Origin of the sequence: Pseudomonas sp. C5pp (assembly GCF_000814065.1) — a bacterium.
Taxonomy (GTDB): domain Bacteria; phylum Pseudomonadota; class Gammaproteobacteria; order Pseudomonadales; family Pseudomonadaceae; genus Aquipseudomonas; species Aquipseudomonas asiatica.
The window spans coordinates 191,989-209,625 of sequence record NZ_JWLN01000001.1 but is presented as its reverse complement, the minus strand read 5'-3'; the positions used below and the strand labels follow the sequence as shown (position 1 = coordinate 209,625).

The 17,637-nt window shown below is 60.9% G+C and carries 14 protein-coding genes and 1 pseudogene; 14 read left to right on the top strand and 1 reads right to left on the bottom strand.

The window, feature by feature from the left end; all coding sequences use genetic code 11:
* Window positions 1-22 precede the first annotated feature (22 nt).
* The 7 genes from atpD to RR51_RS00915 all read left to right on the top strand — a co-directional run bounded on the left by atpD (window position 23) and on the right by RR51_RS00915 (window position 8,003).
* Window positions 23-1,399: a F0F1 ATP synthase subunit beta gene (gene atpD, locus RR51_RS00945; RefSeq protein ID WP_013974904.1), complete on the top strand. Its 1,377-nt coding sequence runs from the start codon at window positions 23-25 to the stop codon at window positions 1,397-1,399.
* 43 nt (window positions 1,400-1,442) lie between these two features.
* The gene (locus RR51_RS00940) at window positions 1,443-1,862 is read left to right on the top strand and encodes a F0F1 ATP synthase subunit epsilon (RefSeq protein WP_003260039.1); all 420 of its coding nucleotides are present in this window, start codon (window positions 1,443-1,445) and stop codon (window positions 1,860-1,862) included.
* 122 nt (window positions 1,863-1,984) lie between these two features.
* Window positions 1,985-3,352 (top strand): bifunctional UDP-N-acetylglucosamine diphosphorylase/glucosamine-1-phosphate N-acetyltransferase GlmU, encoded by a 1,368-nt coding sequence (gene glmU / locus RR51_RS00935; RefSeq protein ID WP_039612378.1) that lies wholly within the window; start codon window positions 1,985-1,987, stop codon window positions 3,350-3,352.
* A gap of 306 nt (window positions 3,353-3,658) precedes the next feature.
* Window positions 3,659-4,435 carry a DeoR/GlpR family DNA-binding transcription regulator gene (locus RR51_RS00930; RefSeq protein ID WP_015268400.1) on the top strand — a complete coding sequence of 259 codons (777 nt, stop codon included), beginning with the start codon at window positions 3,659-3,661 and terminating at the stop codon, window positions 4,433-4,435.
* A 3-nt stretch (window positions 4,436-4,438) separates the two neighbouring features.
* A complete protein-coding gene (gene glmS, locus RR51_RS00925; protein WP_039612377.1) occupies window positions 4,439-6,274 on the top strand; it encodes a glutamine--fructose-6-phosphate transaminase (isomerizing) in 1,836 nt (611 codons plus the stop codon).
* Window positions 6,275-6,468: 194 nt separating this feature from the next.
* A complete protein-coding gene (locus tag RR51_RS00920; protein WP_152619848.1) occupies window positions 6,469-7,014 on the top strand; it encodes a hypothetical protein in 546 nt (181 codons plus the stop codon).
* Window positions 7,015-7,094: 80 nt separating this feature from the next.
* Complete coding sequence (locus RR51_RS00915; protein WP_039612375.1) at window positions 7,095-8,003, top strand: LysR substrate-binding domain-containing protein; 909 nt, start codon at window positions 7,095-7,097, stop codon at window positions 8,001-8,003.
* A gap of 66 nt (window positions 8,004-8,069) precedes the next feature.
* Here the strand turns inward: RR51_RS00915 and RR51_RS00910 are convergent, their stop codons facing one another.
* Window positions 8,070-9,773: a BCCT family transporter gene (locus RR51_RS00910; RefSeq protein ID WP_039612374.1), complete on the bottom strand. Its 1,704-nt coding sequence runs from the start codon at window positions 9,771-9,773 to the stop codon at window positions 8,070-8,072.
* Between the two features lie 399 nt (window positions 9,774-10,172).
* Between RR51_RS00910 and RR51_RS00905 the strand changes: the two genes are divergently transcribed.
* The 7 genes and pseudogenes from RR51_RS00905 (at window position 10,173) to RR51_RS00880 (ending at window position 17,112) form a co-directional block, all read left to right on the top strand.
* Window positions 10,173-11,363: an aromatic ring-hydroxylating oxygenase subunit alpha gene (locus tag RR51_RS00905; RefSeq protein WP_039612373.1), complete on the top strand. Its 1,191-nt coding sequence runs from the start codon at window positions 10,173-10,175 to the stop codon at window positions 11,361-11,363.
* 10 nt (window positions 11,364-11,373) lie between these two features.
* Window positions 11,374-12,819: an aldehyde dehydrogenase family protein gene (locus RR51_RS00900; RefSeq protein WP_039612434.1), complete on the top strand. Its 1,446-nt coding sequence runs from the start codon at window positions 11,374-11,376 to the stop codon at window positions 12,817-12,819.
* Between the two features lie 12 nt (window positions 12,820-12,831).
* A pseudogene (locus RR51_RS31465) lies at window positions 12,832-12,993 on the top strand (rubredoxin); the annotation flags it as partial.
* A complete protein-coding gene (locus RR51_RS00895) occupies window positions 12,982-14,217 on the top strand; it encodes an NAD(P)/FAD-dependent oxidoreductase (RefSeq protein WP_236693245.1) in 1,236 nt (411 codons plus the stop codon). The pseudogene RR51_RS31465 and the gene RR51_RS00895, both read left to right, overlap by 12 nt.
* Window positions 14,218-14,226: 9 nt before the next feature.
* Complete coding sequence (locus tag RR51_RS00890) at window positions 14,227-15,555, top strand: NAD(P)/FAD-dependent oxidoreductase (RefSeq protein WP_082044624.1); 1,329 nt, start codon at window positions 14,227-14,229, stop codon at window positions 15,553-15,555.
* Window positions 15,552-15,923: an ethanolamine utilization protein EutQ gene (locus tag RR51_RS00885; RefSeq protein ID WP_039612371.1), complete on the top strand. Its 372-nt coding sequence runs from the start codon at window positions 15,552-15,554 to the stop codon at window positions 15,921-15,923. Before RR51_RS00890 ends, RR51_RS00885 begins: the two co-directional genes overlap by 4 nt.
* A 31-nt stretch (window positions 15,924-15,954) precedes the next feature.
* On the top strand, window positions 15,955-17,112 hold the full coding sequence (locus RR51_RS00880) for an MFS transporter (RefSeq protein ID WP_039612370.1): 1,158 nt from the start codon (window positions 15,955-15,957) through the stop codon (window positions 17,110-17,112).
* The last annotated feature ends 525 nt before the right edge of the window (window positions 17,113-17,637 follow it).

The window sequence follows — 17,637 nt, the reverse complement described above, 5'->3', positions numbered from 1 at the left end:
CAAATATTCAGAGGATCCAGCTATGAGTAGCGGACGTATCGTTCAAATCATCGGCGCCGTCATCGACGTGGAATTCCCACGTGACGTCGTGCCGAGTGTTTACAACGCGCTGAAAGTACAAGGCGCGGAAACCACCCTGGAAGTTCAGCAGCAGCTGGGCGACGGCGTGGTTCGTACCATTGCGATGGGCTCGACCGAAGGCCTGAAGCGCGGTCTGGAAGTCGTTGACTCCGGCGCTGCCATTTCCGTTCCTGTTGGTAAGGCCACCCTGGGCCGTATCATGGACGTACTGGGCAACCCGATCGACGAGGCCGGCCCGATCGGCGAAGAAGAGCGTCGCGGTATCCACCAGCCAGCGCCTTCGTTCGCTGACCAGGCAGGCGGCAACGACCTGCTGGAAACCGGCATCAAGGTTATCGACCTGGTTTGCCCGTTCGCCAAGGGTGGTAAGGTTGGTCTGTTCGGTGGTGCCGGTGTCGGCAAGACCGTAAACATGATGGAACTGATCCGTAACATCGCCATGGAACACAGCGGTTACTCCGTGTTCGCTGGTGTGGGTGAGCGTACTCGTGAGGGTAACGACTTCTACCACGAGATGAAGGACTCCAACGTTCTCGACAAGGTAGCGCTGGTCTACGGTCAGATGAACGAGCCACCAGGAAACCGTCTGCGCGTAGCGCTGACCGGCCTGACCATGGCCGAGAAGTTCCGTGACGAAGGTAACGACGTTCTGCTGTTCGTCGACAACATCTATCGTTACACCCTGGCCGGTACCGAAGTATCCGCACTGCTGGGCCGTATGCCTTCGGCAGTAGGTTACCAGCCGACCCTGGCTGAAGAGATGGGCGTTCTGCAAGAGCGTATCACCTCCACCAAGGAAGGTTCGATCACCTCCGTTCAGGCCGTATACGTACCTGCGGACGACTTGACCGACCCGTCGCCAGCGACCACCTTCGCCCACTTGGACGCCACCGTCGTTCTGTCCCGTGACATCGCCTCCCTGGGTATCTACCCAGCGGTCGACCCACTGGACTCGACTTCGCGCCAGCTGGACCCGAACGTGATCGGCAACGAGCACTACGAGACCGCTCGTGGCGTTCAGTATGTTCTGCAGCGCTACAAAGAGCTGAAAGACATCATCGCGATCCTGGGTATGGACGAACTGTCCGAAGCCGACAAGCAACTGGTAGCCCGCGCTCGTAAGATCCAGCGCTTCCTGTCGCAGCCGTTCTTCGTGGCCGAAGTCTTCACCGGTTCGCCAGGCAAGTACGTTTCCCTGAAAGACACCATCGCTGGCTTCAGCGGCATCCTCAAAGGTGACTACGACCACCTGCCAGAACAAGCGTTCTACATGGTCGGCAGCATCGACGAAGCGATCGAGAAAGCCAAGAAACTGTAATTCCTGCGCCCCGCAAGGGGCGCTATCAGGTTGAGGCAAGCAGATGGCTATGACAGTCCATTGCGATATCGTCAGCGCGGAAGGAGAGATCTTCTCCGGCCTGGTCGAGATGGTAGTTGCGCACGGTAACCTAGGTGATCTTGGTATCGCTCCGGGTCACGCGCCGCTGATCACCAATCTCAAGCCTGGTCCGATCACGCTGACCAAGCAGGGTGGCGCCCAAGAGGTGTTCTACATCTCTGGTGGTTTCCTCGAGGTTCAGCCGAACATGGTCAAGGTGCTTGCCGATACCGTGCAACGTGCTGCAGACCTGGATGAAGCTCAGGCTCAGGAAGCCCTCAAGGCTGCCGAGAACGCCCTGAATCTGAAAGGCGCGGACTTCGACTACGGCGCCGCCGCCGCACGTCTGGCCGAGGCCGCAGCTCAGCTGCGTACCGTCCAGCAAATGCGCAGAGGCAAGTAATCGGCTCTCGGCTGATAACTTCTGTTGCGATTGAGTAAAAGGGTAGCCTCGGCTACCCTTTTTCTTTTTCTGATTTCTCCCCCCCGGTCATTTCACTGACCACCCAGGATTGGTAGCCAGTAATGTCACTCGATATCGTTATTCTCGCCGCCGGCCAAGGCACCCGCATGCGCTCGGCGCTGCCCAAGGTGCTGCACCCGGTAGCCGGCAACTCCATGCTTGGCCATGTTATCCACAGCGCGCGCCAGCTGCAGCCGCAAGGTATTCATGTGGTCATTGGCCATGGTGCCGAGTTGGTTCGCGAGCGCCTGGCCGCCGACGACCTGAACTTCGTCATGCAGGACAAGCAGCTGGGTACCGGCCATGCGGTTGCCCAGGCATTGCCGGCCTTGACCGCCGAAACCGTGCTGGTGCTGTACGGTGATGTGCCGTTGATCGAAGTGGAAACCCTGCAGCGTCTGCTGGCCAAGGCCAACGAGAAGCAGCTGGGCCTGCTCACGGTGACCCTCGACGACCCGACCGGCTATGGCCGCATCGTGCGTGACGAGCAGGGCAAGGTGACCGCCATCGTTGAGCACAAGGACGCCAACGATGCGCAGAAAGCGATCAAGGAAGGCAACACCGGTATTCTGGCCCTGCCGGCCGCGCACCTGGCGGACTGGATGGGCCGCCTGTCGAACAACAACGCCCAGGGTGAGTATTACCTGACCGACGTCATCGCCATGGCTGTGGCCGATGGGCTGGTGGTGGCTACCGAACAGCCACACGACCCGATGGAAGTGCAAGGCGCCAACGACCGCCGCCAGTTGTCCGAGCTGGAGCGCCACTACCAGTTGCGCGAAGGCCGTCGCTTGATGGCCCAGGGTGTGACCCTGCGCGACCCGGCGCGTTTTGATGTCCGCGGTGAAGTGACCGTTGGCCGTGACGTGCTGATCGACATCAACGTGATTCTCGAAGGCAAGGTGGTCATCGAGGACGATGTGCAGATCGGCCCGAACTGTGTGATCAAGAACACCACCCTGCGCAAAGGTGCAGTGGTCAAGGCCAACAGCCACCTCGAAGGTGCCGTGATGGGCGAGGGCAGCGATGCCGGCCCGTTCGCCCGCCTGCGCCCGGGTAGCGTGCTGGACGCCAAGGCCCATGTGGGTAACTTCGTCGAACTTAAAAACGCCCACCTCGGGGAAGGCGCCAAGGCAGGTCACCTGACCTACCTGGGCGATGCCGAAATTGGTGCACGCACCAACATTGGCGCCGGCACCATCACCTGCAACTACGATGGCGCCAACAAGTTCAAGACCGTGATGGGCGAGGACGTGTTCATCGGCTCGAACAACTCGTTGGTAGCGCCTGTGGAAATCAAGGCTGGTGCGACCACTGCTGCCGGCTCGACCATCACCCAGGCCGTGGAGGCAGGCGATCTGGCGGTGGCTCGTGCACGTCAGCGCAACATCTCGGGTTGGAAGCGTCCGGAAAAGATCAAGAAGAGCTGAGTTATACACAGCTGTTTCGATCGAAAGCCGACTTATGTGAATAAGTCGGCTTTTTTCTTGGTCGTTTGGTGTTACTTGTGGGAGCAGCCTTGTGTCGCGAAAGGGCTGCGAAGCAGCCCGGCAATATTCGCGTTACCTTTGAAATCATTGGGGCCGCTTCGCGGCCCTTTCGCGACACAAGGCCGCTCCCACAAGGGCATGGCGAGTGCTGGGAGAATCTATCCACAGGGCAGTGACAACTTGACGAATCGCTCATCTTAGGTTTTGATTGCCATCATTATCTTTCGAATCGAAACTTAAGCGCTCATGTCGAAACGAAACACCCCGCAGCGGCGGCACAACATCCTGGCTTTGCTCAGCGAGCAGGGCGAGGTGAGCGTGGACGCGTTGGCCAAGCGTTTCGCTACCTCGGAGGTCACCATCCGCAAGGACCTCGCTGCCCTCGAAACCAACGGCCTGTTGCTACGGCGCTACGGTGGCGCGGTCCCGGTGCCTCAAGAGCTGCTCGGTGAACCTGCCCAGCCGGTGTCTTCCTATAAAAAGGCCATCGCCCGCGCCGCCGTGGCACGTATCCGCGAACATGCGCGGATCATTATCGACAGCGGCAGCACCACGGCAGCCATGATCCCTGAACTGGGCCGCCATCCTGGCCTGGTGGTGATGACCAATTCGATGAACGTGGCCCGCGCCATCTGCGACCTTGAACACGAGCCGGTGCTGCTGATGACCGGTGGCACCTGGGACCCGCATTCCGAGTCGTTCCAGGGCCAGGTGGCTGAGCAGGTGTTGCGCTCCTACGATTTCGACCAACTGTTCATAGGCGCCGACGGTATCGACCTCGGCCGCGGCACCACCACCTTCAACGAACTTCTCGGCCTGAGCCGGGTCATGGCCGAAGTCGCCCGTGAAGTGATCGTGATGGTCGAATCGGACAAGGTAGGGCGCAAGATCCCCAACCTCGAGCTGCCCTGGGGCAGCGTGCACACCCTTATTACTGACGAACGCCTGCCCGCAGCGGCACGCGAACAAATTCAAGCCCGCGGCATCAACCTGATCTGCGCCGCGATCAGCCAGGAGCAATAAACCATGTGTGGAATCGTTGGTGCCGTCGCCGAGCGCAACATCACAGCCATCCTGATCGAAGGCCTCAAGCGTCTTGAGTACCGCGGGTACGACAGCGCCGGCCTGGCCGTCCTCACCCAGAACGGTGAACTGCAGCGCCGTCGCCGTATCGGCAAGGTCAGTGAACTGGAAGCCGCTGTTGCTGCCGAGCCACTGGCCGGCCAGCTGGGCATCGCCCACACTCGCTGGGCCACCCACGGTGCGCCGACCGAGGGCAACGCCCACCCGCACTTCTCGGGCAATGAAGTGGCCGTGGTGCACAACGGCATCATCGAGAACCACGAAGAACTGCGCGAAGAGCTGAAGGGCCTTGGCTATGTCTTCACTTCGCAGACCGATACCGAAGTCATCGTCCACCTGATCCACCACACCTTGAAGAGCATTCCGGACCTGACCGATGCCTTGAAGGCTGCGGTGAAGCGCCTGCATGGCGCTTATGGCCTGGCGCTGATCAGCGCCAAGCAGCCTGACCGCCTGGTAGCCGCACGTAGTGGCAGCCCGCTGGTCATCGGCCTGGGCCTGGGCGAGAACTTCCTGGCGTCCGACCAGCTGGCCCTGCGCCAGGTCACCGACCGCTTCATGTACCTGGAAGAAGGCGACATCGCCGAAATTCGCCGTGACCAGGTCTCCATCTGGGACCAGGATGGCCACAAGGTCCAGCGCGAAACCGTGCAGTACCACGAAGGTGCCGAAGCTGCCGACAAAGGTACCTACCGCCACTTCATGCTCAAGGAAATTCACGAGCAGCCAAGCGTGGTGCAGCGCACCCTGGAAGGCCGCCTGGGCAAGGACAACGTGATGGTCCAGGCCTTCGGCCCGCAGGCTGCCGAACTGTTCGCCAAGGTGCGCAACGTGCAGATCGTTGCCTGTGGTACCAGCTACCACGCCGGCATGGTCGCCCGTTACTGGCTGGAAAGCCTGGCCGGGATCCCGTGCCAGGTCGAAGTAGCCAGCGAGTTCCGTTACCGCAAGGTGGTGGTGCAGCCGGACACTCTGTTCGTCTCCATCTCGCAATCTGGCGAAACCGCCGACACCCTGGCCGCACTGCGTAACGCCAAGGAGCTGGGCTTCCTCGGTAGCCTGGCGATCTGCAACGTCGGTATCAGCTCGCTGGTGCGTGAGTCGGACCTGACCCTGCTGACTCTGGCCGGCCCGGAAATCGGCGTGGCCTCGACCAAAGCCTTCACCACCCAACTGGTTTCGCTGATGCTGCTGACCCTGGCCCTGGGCCAGGTGCGCGGTACCCTGGAAGCCGGCGTCGAAGCCGAGCTGGTCGAAGAACTGCGCCGCCTGCCGGCCCGCCTGGGCGAAGCCCTGGCCATGGACGCCACCGTCGAGAAAATCGCCGAGCTGTTCGCCGACAAGCACCACACCCTGTTCCTCGGCCGTGGTGCGCAGTACCCGGTGGCGATGGAAGGTGCGCTCAAGCTCAAGGAAATTTCCTACATCCACGCCGAAGCCTACCCGGCAGGCGAGCTGAAGCACGGCCCGCTGGCGCTGGTGGACAGCGACATGCCGGTGGTAACCGTTGCGCCGAACAACGAACTGCTGGAGAAGCTGAAGTCCAACCTGCAGGAAGTACGCGCCCGTGGTGGCGAGCTGGTAGTGTTTGCCGACGAGCAGGCCGGCATGACCAATGGCGAAGGTACCCACGTGATCAAGGTGCCGCACATCGCCGACGCCCTGGCGCCGATCCTGTACACCATCCCGCTGCAGCTGCTGTCGTACTACGTCGCCGTGCTCAAGGGCACCGACGTGGACCAGCCGCGTAACCTGGCCAAGTCGGTTACGGTCGAGTAAGCCAGAAGCCAGGGGCGCTTTTGTGGATTTAGAGAATTAAAACTGTCGCAGGATAATTAAAACTGTCGCAGGAGCCGGTGAGACCTCTCTCCCCCGCTCCTGCGAGCACCGCCCCTTGCCAACCCCGCCCCCTCCAGCTATGGATCGGCCAAAAATGCTGCTGCGAATCCAACCAGATGAATCTCTGCGTTCGTATGTTGAACGAAACATTTATCTTGGTCTTAAAAGTCAGGAAGACCTTCGCAGGGCCGCTCTACAACCTGGCCTTCCTTTATCCTGAATCCCGTTACAGCCTATTCCGCCGCTATCAGGCAGGCACCAAGGACGTCTGGCATGTTCATGGTGACTCAGCTAAACCCAGTTCCATGGTGTTGGGTTATGACCAGTACGCAGGTAGCCTGCAGAAAATCCGCAATTACGTCACTGAGGGCGTGAAGATCAAGGCGCTCGACTATCGGCTCTCATCCGCGGTCAAAAATGGCGTTATTGAGTTCGAGCGCAATCGAAGTGTTTACTCATGCCCAAACCGGGCAAACCGACCAAGTCCAGTTGACGACGCGCTGGCGGGCGCCTGCCTACCCGATCGGCAGATGAGCCACTCCAGCCCTGCTGTTGCGCATCCATTCGGACCTGAATGCCTGCTGTCCGGAGTGCGTCAGGCAGGACCTGCAAGAATTGGGTTTCTCCCGCCGGTGACGAAGTTTCCCTGGCCGACGCCAGCAACGCTGGTGAAAAACTAAATCTTCGAACCGCCACCCCAGTGACTGAACGGATCGTTAATATAGAGCGGCTGATAATAAAAATGCGTGGAACCCAGCCTGTGAAAATCCAGCCTCTTCCGCCGCTCAAGAGTCTTCATGCGTTTGAGTCTGCGGCGCGCCACTTGAGCTTTACCCTTGCTGCCAAGGAATTAAATGTCACCCAAGGTGCAATCAGCCGTCAGGTTCGCCTTCTTGAGGACTACCTGGGCAAGGCACTGTTCACCCGTACCACCCGTAGCATGGCCCTGACCCCCACCGGCACGCAGTATTACGAAACGGTGCGTGAATGCATGCTGTACCTGGCCCGAGTCACCGGCGAGATACGCCAGTGGCAAGGCAACCAGCAAGTCACCGTAGCCACCAGTACCGCCATGGCTTCGCTGTGGTTGCTGCCCAAGGTGTCGGAATTCCAGAACGCCCATGAAGACATCGACCTGCGGATCATCGCCCACGACCATGTGAAGGATTACGCCAGGCTCGACAGTGACCTGGCGCTGTACTACTGCAACCCACCGCCCAAGGACATGGCTGTCACGCCGCTGTTCTCGGAAGAAATCTTCCTGGTGTGCAGCCCGGCCTATCTGACCAGGCATCCGCAACTGAGCAGCATCGAAGGGTTGTCGTCGTGTACCTGGCTATGGCTTGAAGACTCCCAGCGCGACTGGGTAGGTTGGCCCGAGTGGTTCAAGCGCCTGGGGTACGAGCCCATGACGCCCAAGCACCGCGTCAACATCAACAGCTACGGCATGCTGATCCAGTCGGCGATCAGTGGCCAAGGCGTGGCCCTGGCCTGGGGCAACCTGGTGGACGATGCGTTGAGCACTGGTGCGCTGGTCAAGCCCAACGATGTGGTACTGCAGACCGACGCTAAGTTCTGCCTGCTGGAGTCGTCCGCCAAGCGAGGCCCTCGTGAAAGCGTGCGGCTGTTCCGGGACTGGTTGATGGCCCTGCCTTCGGTGCAGAAATAGCCAGCCCAAAACACAAGACCGACAGCGGATGGCTGTCGGTCTTGTGTCTTCCAGGGCGGGTTGAGGTCAGCTGGCTTTCTTCGCTGTTAGCCCCATATCAAGCCCCCCGCTGGCCAACGACCCAGCCACCGGCGTGATGCCTTGCGGGAGCATCCCAGGGATAGGCAGGCGCCCACCCGGCGGCGTATCAAGCAGGCCGTCAGCCATCTCCTGGCGCAAGCTGCGCATCAGGGTGTAACTAATCAGCAGGATGAAGCCCGCAATCGGCAATCCTGCTGCGATGCTCGCCATCTGGATCGCCTTGAGCCCCCCCGCCATCAGCAGGACCGTGGCAATAGCACCCTCCAGGATGCACCATAGCAGGCGGATACTCTGCGGCGGGTTGGCACTGCCCATGGAGTTCAACGTACACAGCACTTGGGTGCCGGAGTCGGCCGAGGTGATGAAGTATGTCGCCAGCAGGATACAGACCAGCACGCTCAGCACCTTGCCCAAGGTACCCGCGTCGATCTTGTGCAGCAGGGTGAACATGGCTGCGGTGGTTTCCTGCTTGGTCGCCAGCAATACCGTGCCACCTTCGAACTTGGCCTTGTCGCCCTGCAGTTCACCACTGGCAACCAGTTCTGCGTGGTGATGACGATCGACCTGCTCAGCCTTGAGCGCGGCACCGCCGAACACCGACATCCAGATGATGGTCACCAGGGTGGGTACCAACAGTGCGCCGGCGATCAGTTCACGAATGGTGCGGCCTTTGGAAATTCGCGCGATGAACAGACCGACAAACGGGCCCCAGGTCATCCACCACGGCCAGTAGAACGCCGTCCACCAGTTCTGCCAGCCGCTGTCTTTCTGGGTATCGCTCCAGAAGCTCAGGCCCACTACATGGCTGGCATAGTCGCCGGTGCTTTCCAGCATCAGGTTGAGGATGTAGCGGGTTGGCCCCAGCAGCAGGATCACCACCACCAGGACCACCGACAAGAGCATGTTCCATTCCGAGAGACGCTTCATGCCACGCGACACACCGGCCATCACCGATACGGTGGTGACCATGGTTATGAGCACGATCAGGGTGATCTGGACCCCCAGGCTGATGGGCAGGTCGAACACCTGACTCAGCCCGGTGTTCATTTGCACCACGCCCAGGCCCAGCGACTGGGATACACCAAACGCGGTAATCACCACAGCAAGGATGTCCACCACATGTCCGATGGGCCCATAGATGCGCTCACCGATCAGTGGGTAAAGGATCGAGCGCATGCTCAGCGGCAAGCCCTTGCGGTAGGCAAAGTAGGCAAGGCCCAGGCCGACGATGGTGAAAATGGCCCAGGGATGCAGGCCCCAGTGGAACAGGGTGATACGCATGGCTGTGGTGGCGGCTTCGTCGGTGAGGCCGGTGGAGAACGGGTTGCCCGCGTAATGCCACATGGGTTCGGCAACCGACCAGAAGATCAGGCCGATGCCCATGCCACCACTGAACAACATGGCGATCCAGGAGCCGAAGCTGAATTCGGGTTTGTCGTCGTCTCGCCCAAGCTTGATCTGCCCGAACTTGCTGCACATCAGATAGATCAGCAGTCCCAGCACAACCGTTACGGAGATCAGGTAGAACCATTTGAAGTTCTGCAGGATGAAGTCTGAGGCACGTTGAAAAGCCGCTGCTGCATGTTCGGCAAACAGGGCGCAAAACAGCACGAAGACCACAACGGCCAGTAACGACCAGATCGTCACGGTGGGGTTGAGGCCTTTGAGCAGGCCAGATTCGGCACGCATTGGATATCCCCTATTGTTTTTGTTCAAGGGTTTGATGTCACGGTTTGGGTAAAACCGCTGCCACAGGCAGGTGCCGGATCCCTGGCGGCGGTCTTCCCGCAGGCCCAAGGCGCGGCACGCTCCCTTGGGCCCTATCAAAATGGGAGAACTACCCGCACTTCGACAAACCATTTCTAATCATTAATTGATTACCAAAAATCATTAATCTGAAAAGTCCAAAGCCTGACCATTCATCTAATTTTTCTTGGCCATTACTATCGCCTGCGAATAAATCATTAATGATAATAACTGATAAATAGCGTTGAAATAAATCGTTTGTCGCGCCCTCCTTCTCTTGCTGAAACTGGCACCAGGCATCAAGGCATTGCCTGCCGTGCATCTAACAAGAGAAAACAAAAAATGACCGTATCGACTGATTCCCGCCTTATTCCCGTCCACGCCCTGGAAACCGTTCTGGCGCCTATCCATGAAGCTCATGGCCTGACCAACGAGTTCTACACCGACCAGCGCTATTTCGAACTTGAGCGCGACGAGGTGCTGGGGCGCAACTGGGCCTGTATCGGTTTTGCCAGCGACTTGCCGACCAACAGCTACGTCAAACCGGTCGATTTCATGGGCCTGCCGCTGTTGATGATGCGCAACCGCGAAGGTCTGGTGCAGGTGTTCCACAACGTCTGCAGCCACCGCGGCGTGAAACTGGTGCAACAGGCGGGTGAAGTGCAGGGTGTGATCCGCTGCCCCTACCACTCCTGGACCTACGACCTGAATGGCGGCCTCAAAGGTACCCCACACGTCGGCGGAATCAATCAGCACAAAGACGAACGTTTCGCGTGCGAGAAACACGGCCTGAAGGCGCTGCGCACCACGATCTGGATGGACATGGTGTTCATCAACCTGTCTGGCGACGCACCGGCCCTTGAAGAACAACTGCAGCCGCTGACCGAACGCTGGACCCAGTTCCTGGGCACCGACGGCATGGATCTGCTGCGCCGTGAAGCAAACAGCGGTGCGATGAGCATCGAGGTCAACTGCAACTGGAAGCTGGCGGTCGAGAACTACTGCGAGGCCTACCACCTGCCGTGGGTGCACCCGAGCCTGAACAGCTACTCGCGCCTGGAAGACCACTACAACATCATGTTCGAGGAATTCGCCGGGCAGGGCAGCCACGCCTACAACCTCTCGGCCGTTGCCGGTACCCATCTGCCGATCTTCCCATCCTGGCCACAGGACCGCCTGCGCACCGCCGAGTACGTGGCGTTCTTCCCCAACGTGCTGTTGGGCATCCAGGCCGACCATGCGTTCGCCATGATGCTCGAGCCTGTGGCGCCGGGTAAAACCATCGAGCACCTGCGCTTGTTCTACGTGGGTGACGAAGCGCTCGACAGCCATTACGACGCCTCGCGCAAAGCGGTAATGGAATCCTGGCGCGTGGTGTTCGCCGAAGACATCGCCTCGGTCGAAGGCATGCAGATGGGCCGCTCCTCGCCTGGCTACAGCGGTGGTGCGTTCTCGCCGGAAATGGACCTGCCGACCCACTACTTCCACAAGTGGGCTGCCCGCCAACTGCTTGACTGCGCGCAACGCGCCTGAGGTGATCACCATGCATCCGATAGCCCCGCACTGGCTGAACTTCATTGACGGCCAGTGGACCGACAGTGAGCAGCACCTGAGCATCCACAACCCTGGCACCAGCGAACCTGTGGCGACCATCGCCCAAGCCAGTGTGGCCGACGCCGAACGCGCTTTGCAGGCCGCCCGGCGCTGCGCCGACAGCAACGCTCTGACCCGCGTTCGCCCTGCTCAGCGGGTGACCTGGTTGCTTGAGGTTGCCGCGCAGATTCGTGCAATCACCGACGAAGGCGCGTGGGTGCTGTGCCAGGAAAACGGCAAGAGCCTGCGCGATGCCCGTGACGAATTCGTCGAGGCCGCGCGCTACTTCGAGTACTACGCCGGCATGGCCGACAAGATCGAAGGCAAGTCGATTCCGCTGGGTGACGGCTACATGGACTTCACGGTCTACGACCCCATGGGCGTGTCGCTGCAGATCGTGCCGTGGAACTTCCCCGTGTCGATCTGCGCCCGCTCCCTGGCCCCAGCCCTGGCGGCCGGCAACGCGGTAGTGATCAAGTCGCCGGAGCTGTCGCCACTTGGCCTGTGCGTGCTGATGCAGGCCATCGAGCGTGCCGGCCTGCCACAGGGTGCAGTCAATCTGATCTGCGGCCGTGGCCGTGAAGTGGGTGCCTACCTGGCCGGCCATCGCGATGTCGACCAGATCGTCTTCACAGGTTCCGTCGGCACCGGCCAGAGCATTCTGCGCAGCGCCGCCGAACACGCGATTCCCAGCGTCATGGAGCTGGGCGGCAAATCGGCGGCCCTGGTGTTCCCGGATGCCGATCGCGAGCAACTGATCAACAGTGTGAAAAGCGGCATCTTCTTCAATGCCGGCCAGGTGTGCTCGGCCATGTCGCGCCTGCTGGTACATCGCTCGATCTACGACGAGGTCGTCGCTGACGTGGTAGCGATGGCCGAAGGGCTGACCGTGGGCCTGGGCCAGGACAACCCCGACCACACGCCAGTGATTTCTGCCGGTCAGCTCGAAGGCATCGAGGCCCTGTGCCGACGTGCCCAGCAGCAAGGCGCGGTGGTCGCAACCGGCGGCGAGGCCATCAGTGGCCTGCGCGGACACTACATGGCGCCAACCGTACTGCGCGATGTGACTGCGCAGATGGAGATTGCCCAGACCGAAGTCTTCGGCCCTGTGCTGGCAGTGATCCCCTTCGACAACGAAGAGGAGGCCATCGCCATTGCCAACGGCACTGCGTTCGGGCTGGTGGCCGGCGTGTTTACCCAGGACCTCAATCGCGCCCTGCGCTGCGCCCGGCAACTGTGCGCCGGCCAGGTGTTCGTCAACGAATGGTACGCAGGTGGCATCGAAACGCCGTTTGGCGGCGTCGGGCTCTCGGGCTTCGGCCGGGAAAAAGGCCAGGAGGCGCTCTACAGCTACGTCAGGACCAAGAACCTGGCCGTGCGTATCAAGGGCGAGTGAGGAGGTAGCGCGATGAAAACCTGGCTCTGCATCATCTGTGGCCTGATCTACGACGAAGCCAAAGGTTGGCCCGACGACGGTATTGCCCCCGGCACGCGCTGGGAGGATGTGCCCGAAGACTGGCTATGCCCTGAATGCAAGGTCGGCAAGGCCGACTTTGAAATGATCGAACTCAGCACCCCGATCGCAGCTGTGGCTGCCGCGCCGGTCATCCAGGCCCAGCCTGTGGTCGCGGCCCGCCCGGCACAACCAGTGGTCATCATCGGCAGCGGCCATGCCGGCTACGGCCTGGCACAGGCCCTGCGCAAGGCCGACCCGCAACTGGAGATTCGCGTACTGACCCAGGAATCGGGGCATCTCTATTCCAAGCCTGCGCTCTCCATCGCCCTGGCCCAGGGCCGCACCGCCGCAGCCCTGGCCACCGAAACGCCGCTGGCGATCGAACAGCGGCTGGGCATTCGTATCTATACCGGCTGCAAAGTCGAACGCATCGATGCCCGGGCGCGGCGCTTGTACACCAGCCTCGGCGAAATGGACTACGGTCAACTGGTGCTAGCCAGTGGGGCCTCTGCCGTGCGGTTGCCTATCGAGGGCTGCGCCGAGGCACTGCTCAGCGTCAACAACCTGCAGGATTACCAGGCGTTCCGCCAACGCCTTGAAGGCGTGCGCAGCGTGGCCATTCTGGGCGACGGTCTGATCGGCTGCGAGTTTGCCAACGACCTTGCGAGCAATGGCTATCAGGTGCGGGTAATCGGCCTGGGTGCCTGGCCCATGGAGCGCCTGCTCCCCGAGGCGGCCGGCCAGCACCTGCAACAAGCGCTATCCGGGTTGGGGGTGCAGTGGAACCTGCGCACCACCTTGCAGTGCATCGAGCCGGGCAGCGATGGCTACCGACTGACCTTGGCCGACGGTCAAGTCGTCGCTGCGGACCTGGTGCTCAGTGCAGTGGGCCTGCGCCCCAACCTTGAGCTGGCGCTGGAAGCCGGCCTGGACTGCGGCCGCGGGATCAAGGTCGACGCACACCTACAGACCTCGCAACCGGGCATCTATGCCTTGGGCGATTGCGTCGAGATCAACGGCCAGTTGCTGCCCTACCTCGCGCCGATTAACGAAGGCATTCGTGCCCTGGCCAAGACCTTGCTGGGCCAACCGACCGCCGTCCACTACCCCCTGGCGCCGGTGACGGTGAAAACCCCGGTCGCCCCACTGTGCCTGCTGACACCTCCCGGTGGCTGCGAGGGCCAATGGCGCTGCGATGCAACCAGCGATGGACTGAGCGCTGCGTTCCACGACCACGCCGGTGCCCTGCGCGGGTTCGTGCTGCTCGGCCGTCAGGCACAACTGCAACGAAATACCTGGCTGCAAAGCTGCCAGGACACCCAACAAAATGTGGCCTGAGGCCGAACCATGAACAGTATCGTCAATCTGCCTCACGATGACCGCAGCTGCGGCTGGTATGCCGCGTTGCCAGAACCTGCGCCGAGCAAGCACCTGAGTGGCGAACAGAACGCCGACTATGTGGTGATCGGCGCCGGCTTTGCCGGGCTTGCCGCCGCACGGCGCCTGGCCGAGCACCTGCCGCAGGCGCGCATCATTCTGGTGGATGCCCAGCGAATTGCTTACGGCGCCTCCGGGCGCAACTCGGGTTTCGTCATCGACCTGCCGCACAAGTTCGCCCTCGAACATCCCGACCCACAGCACAAACAACGCCTGTTGGGCCTGAACCGCTCAGCCATCGATCAGCTGCAGACATTGATCGGCCGTCACAGCATCGAATGCCAGTGGTCCCATGCGGGCAAATACCAGGGCGCGGTGGGAGAACGTGGCGAGGGTTATCTGGATCACTTTGAAAAACTGATGGCCGACCTGGGCGAGCCCTATCGCGTAGTCGGGCGTGACGAACTGGCCGATGTACTCGGTAGCCGCTACTACAGCCGCGCCATTTACACGCCCGGTTGCTTCCTGATGCAGCCTGCTGCCCTGGTACGTGGCTTGGGTGGTTCACTTCCCGGCAACGTCGAAGTGCTTGAAGAGTCGCCAATCCGCACACTTCAGAAAGACCCCAGCGGCAAGTGGCTGTTGCGCGGCGACAACGGCCTGATCCGCACTCCGCAGGTATTGCTGGGCACCAGCATTTTCACCCAGGAGTTCGGCTACCTGCGCAACCGGCTGCTGCCGGTGATGACCTTCGCCAGTTGGACGCGGCCACTGAGCGATGCCGAGATGGCGGCGGTTGGCGCCCAGGCCGACTGGGGCCTGACCCCAGCTGACCACGCCGGTACTACTGTAAGAATGACCCAGGACCGGCGCCTGATCATCCGCAATACCTACAAGCATGTCCCTCGCTACGGACGCAGCATCACCGATGCCACCCGCAACAAGATCCGCGAGGACCATCGCAAGGCCTTCGCGGCGCGCTATCCGCAACTGGCACAGGTGCCGTTCACCCATACCTGGGGCGGGGTCTATGCGATCTCGCGCAACTTTACCAACTACTTCGGCCAGCTCGATGACGGTGTTTACGCCACTGCCTGCGACAACGGTGTGGGCGCGGCCTGGGGCACCATCTCCGGAACACTGCTGGCGGACATGGCAGTGGGGGCGGACTCCCGGCAATTGAGTGACATCCGCGCAGTGACTGGCATGCCTTCGCGTAACCCACCTGAGCCGTTCTTGGGCATGGGGGTGCGCACCCGGATCCGCTGGGCAGCGTTCAACAGCAGGCGCGAAGTATGAGCCGCGCGCCAAGCGGCAAAGGCCCGGTGCGTCTGGTCGACCACCGGGACCTGGACTTTGTCCAGCGGGGCGGCCCGCCAGGTGACGCGTGGGTAGCACGCGCCATCAGCAACGAAGTGTCGCCAAACCTGGGCATCGGCTTTGCCCGCTGGGAAGGTGCCGAAGTGGCCTGGACAGTGCTCTACGACGAAGTGATTTTTGTCATTGAGGGCTGTTTTGAGCTCCAGGCCAACGGCGAGGTGTATCGCGTGTCGCCCGGTCAGGTGCTGTGGATTCCCGAAGGCACGGCGCTGGTGTATGCAGGCCACGCGCTGTTCGGTTATGTGGTGTACCCGGGTGATTGGAAACAGCGCCACGGCCTTGCCTGACTACCGACCACGCCTGGTCTGGGGAACCCAATTGTTCGCACTATCCAAACGGTTCGGCACGATCTATGTCGCTGCGTTGTTGATGCAGCTGGGTTCCAGCCTGCTGATGACCTACCTGGCCCTGCGCCTGGATGCCTCCGGTGTGGCGCAGCTATGGGGCGGTGCGCTTATGGCTGGCAACGCGCTGGGCATGGTGTTGGGAGCCCGCTCGGGTTATTGGCTGATTGGCCTGGTCGGCCATGCACGAGCCTTTGTGGTGAGCGCCGGGGTCATTGTCACTGCAGTGCTCTCGCACCAGCTCAGTGATGGCTTGCTGCTGTGGCTTGCCCTGCGTTTTGTCGTTGGCGCGGCAATGATGTGCCAGTTGATGGTCATCGAGAGCTGGCTCAACGACTGCGCACCGGTCGGCCGGCGAGGCGGCGCCATGTCGCTGTACATGGTGGCCAGCTATGTCGGCATGATGCTAGGGCAACTGATGCTCAGCCTTGGGGATGGCCTGGACACCTTGGCGTTGACGGGCGTGGCCATGGCCTTTGCCATTGGTTTGATCCCCGTGGCCCTGCACAACGGCACCCAGCCGAGCAACATCAGCCAGGCCCGGATCAAGCCGATGCTGTACCTGCGCAGACTTCCTCAATCGTTGTTCACGATTCTTGCCTCGGGATTGCTCAACGGTTGCCTGTATGGGCTGACGCCGATCTTTGCTGCGCAAATGGGCTTTACGCCGGCGCAGGTCGGGCAGTTCATGGCCGTCAGCATTGCCGCCGGGCTGCTGGCACAACTACCACTGGGTAAACTGTCGGATCATATTTCCCGCATCACCTTGATCCGCGCTACCGCCGCATTACTGTGCATCGCCTACTTGCCGCTGGCCTTCGGGCTGGCATCAGGGCAGCTGTGGATCATGTTGACGGGGGCTGCCATCGGCTTCTTGCAGTTCTGTTTGTACCCGCTGGGCGTTGCCCATGCCAATGACAACCTGGAGCCGGAATTGCGTGTATCGGTGGCCGGGGTGCTGCTGATGACCTTTGGCATTGGCGCGACCATCGGGCCGCTGGTTGCAGGGGCGATGATGGAGCATGCCGGTCCACAAGCGCTGTATCTGTTTGGCATTGGTGTAACGGCGATGGTTGTTTGCTTTATGAGGAATAAATCCGGCGTTGATGTGTCATTGGCAAGGTTGTCGTGAAGCGGCTGCAACCGTGGTATATCGAGATTGCTATGCGGTCCCGTCGGTGAGTGAGAGGTGAATCACCCCTAGTTTTATAGACCTCAGGCTAACGACCACTTTGGCCGGTTATGCCTGATGCGACGGGCTGCAATGGGTCGAACTTGGCCTATCACGAAGGTTAGCAATTGGCCTTTTGCTGCCCTCCGCCAAGGGCCATCACGGCGTCCAGACCAATAGAGGCAATAGGCCGTCGAGTTGCTAGGATGAGGTTGAGTTGGCCTGGGCATTTGGAACCCCGATCGACAGTTCAACCCACATCTGGGTGATGATCATCGGTCTCGTTACCTATTTCATCCCTCGTCGATGAATCATGACCCGACGTCTGCTCAGCCGCTGGTGCTGTTAAACGTGCACCAAAGCCTTGCGGTCCCTGGCTGCGACAGTTTTTATTCTCTAGCGCATCAGTCTCAACCGGTATTTTTGGCCATTGCGACAGTTTTGCGTTTCCTCTCCAAGAGGCTGCAGACCGCGAAAGACGGGACC

What these genes read in the sequence shown, in the direction of transcription:
- atpD (WP_013974904.1), top strand. Translation starts at nt 23, where the DNA reads ATGAGTAGCGGACGTATCGTTCAAATCATCGGCGCCGTCATCGACGTG.
- RR51_RS00940 (WP_003260039.1), top strand. Translation starts at nt 1,443, where the DNA reads ATGGCTATGACAGTCCATTGCGATATCGTCAGCGCGGAAGGAGAGATC.
- glmU (WP_039612378.1), top strand. Translation starts at nt 1,985, where the DNA reads ATGTCACTCGATATCGTTATTCTCGCCGCCGGCCAAGGCACCCGCATG.
- RR51_RS00930 (WP_015268400.1), top strand. Translation starts at nt 3,659, where the DNA reads ATGTCGAAACGAAACACCCCGCAGCGGCGGCACAACATCCTGGCTTTG.
- glmS (WP_039612377.1), top strand. Translation starts at nt 4,439, where the DNA reads ATGTGTGGAATCGTTGGTGCCGTCGCCGAGCGCAACATCACAGCCATC.
- RR51_RS00920 (WP_152619848.1), top strand. Translation starts at nt 6,469, where the DNA reads ATGTTGAACGAAACATTTATCTTGGTCTTAAAAGTCAGGAAGACCTTC.
- RR51_RS00910 (WP_039612374.1), bottom strand. Translation starts at nt 9,773, where the DNA reads ATGCGTGCCGAATCTGGCCTGCTCAAAGGCCTCAACCCCACCGTGACG.
- RR51_RS00905 (WP_039612373.1), top strand. Translation starts at nt 10,173, where the DNA reads ATGACCGTATCGACTGATTCCCGCCTTATTCCCGTCCACGCCCTGGAA.
- RR51_RS00900 (WP_039612434.1), top strand. Translation starts at nt 11,374, where the DNA reads ATGCATCCGATAGCCCCGCACTGGCTGAACTTCATTGACGGCCAGTGG.
- RR51_RS00895 (WP_236693245.1), top strand. Translation starts at nt 12,982, where the DNA reads ATGATCGAACTCAGCACCCCGATCGCAGCTGTGGCTGCCGCGCCGGTC.
- RR51_RS00890 (WP_082044624.1), top strand. Translation starts at nt 14,227, where the DNA reads ATGAACAGTATCGTCAATCTGCCTCACGATGACCGCAGCTGCGGCTGG.
- RR51_RS00885 (WP_039612371.1), top strand. Translation starts at nt 15,552, where the DNA reads ATGAGCCGCGCGCCAAGCGGCAAAGGCCCGGTGCGTCTGGTCGACCAC.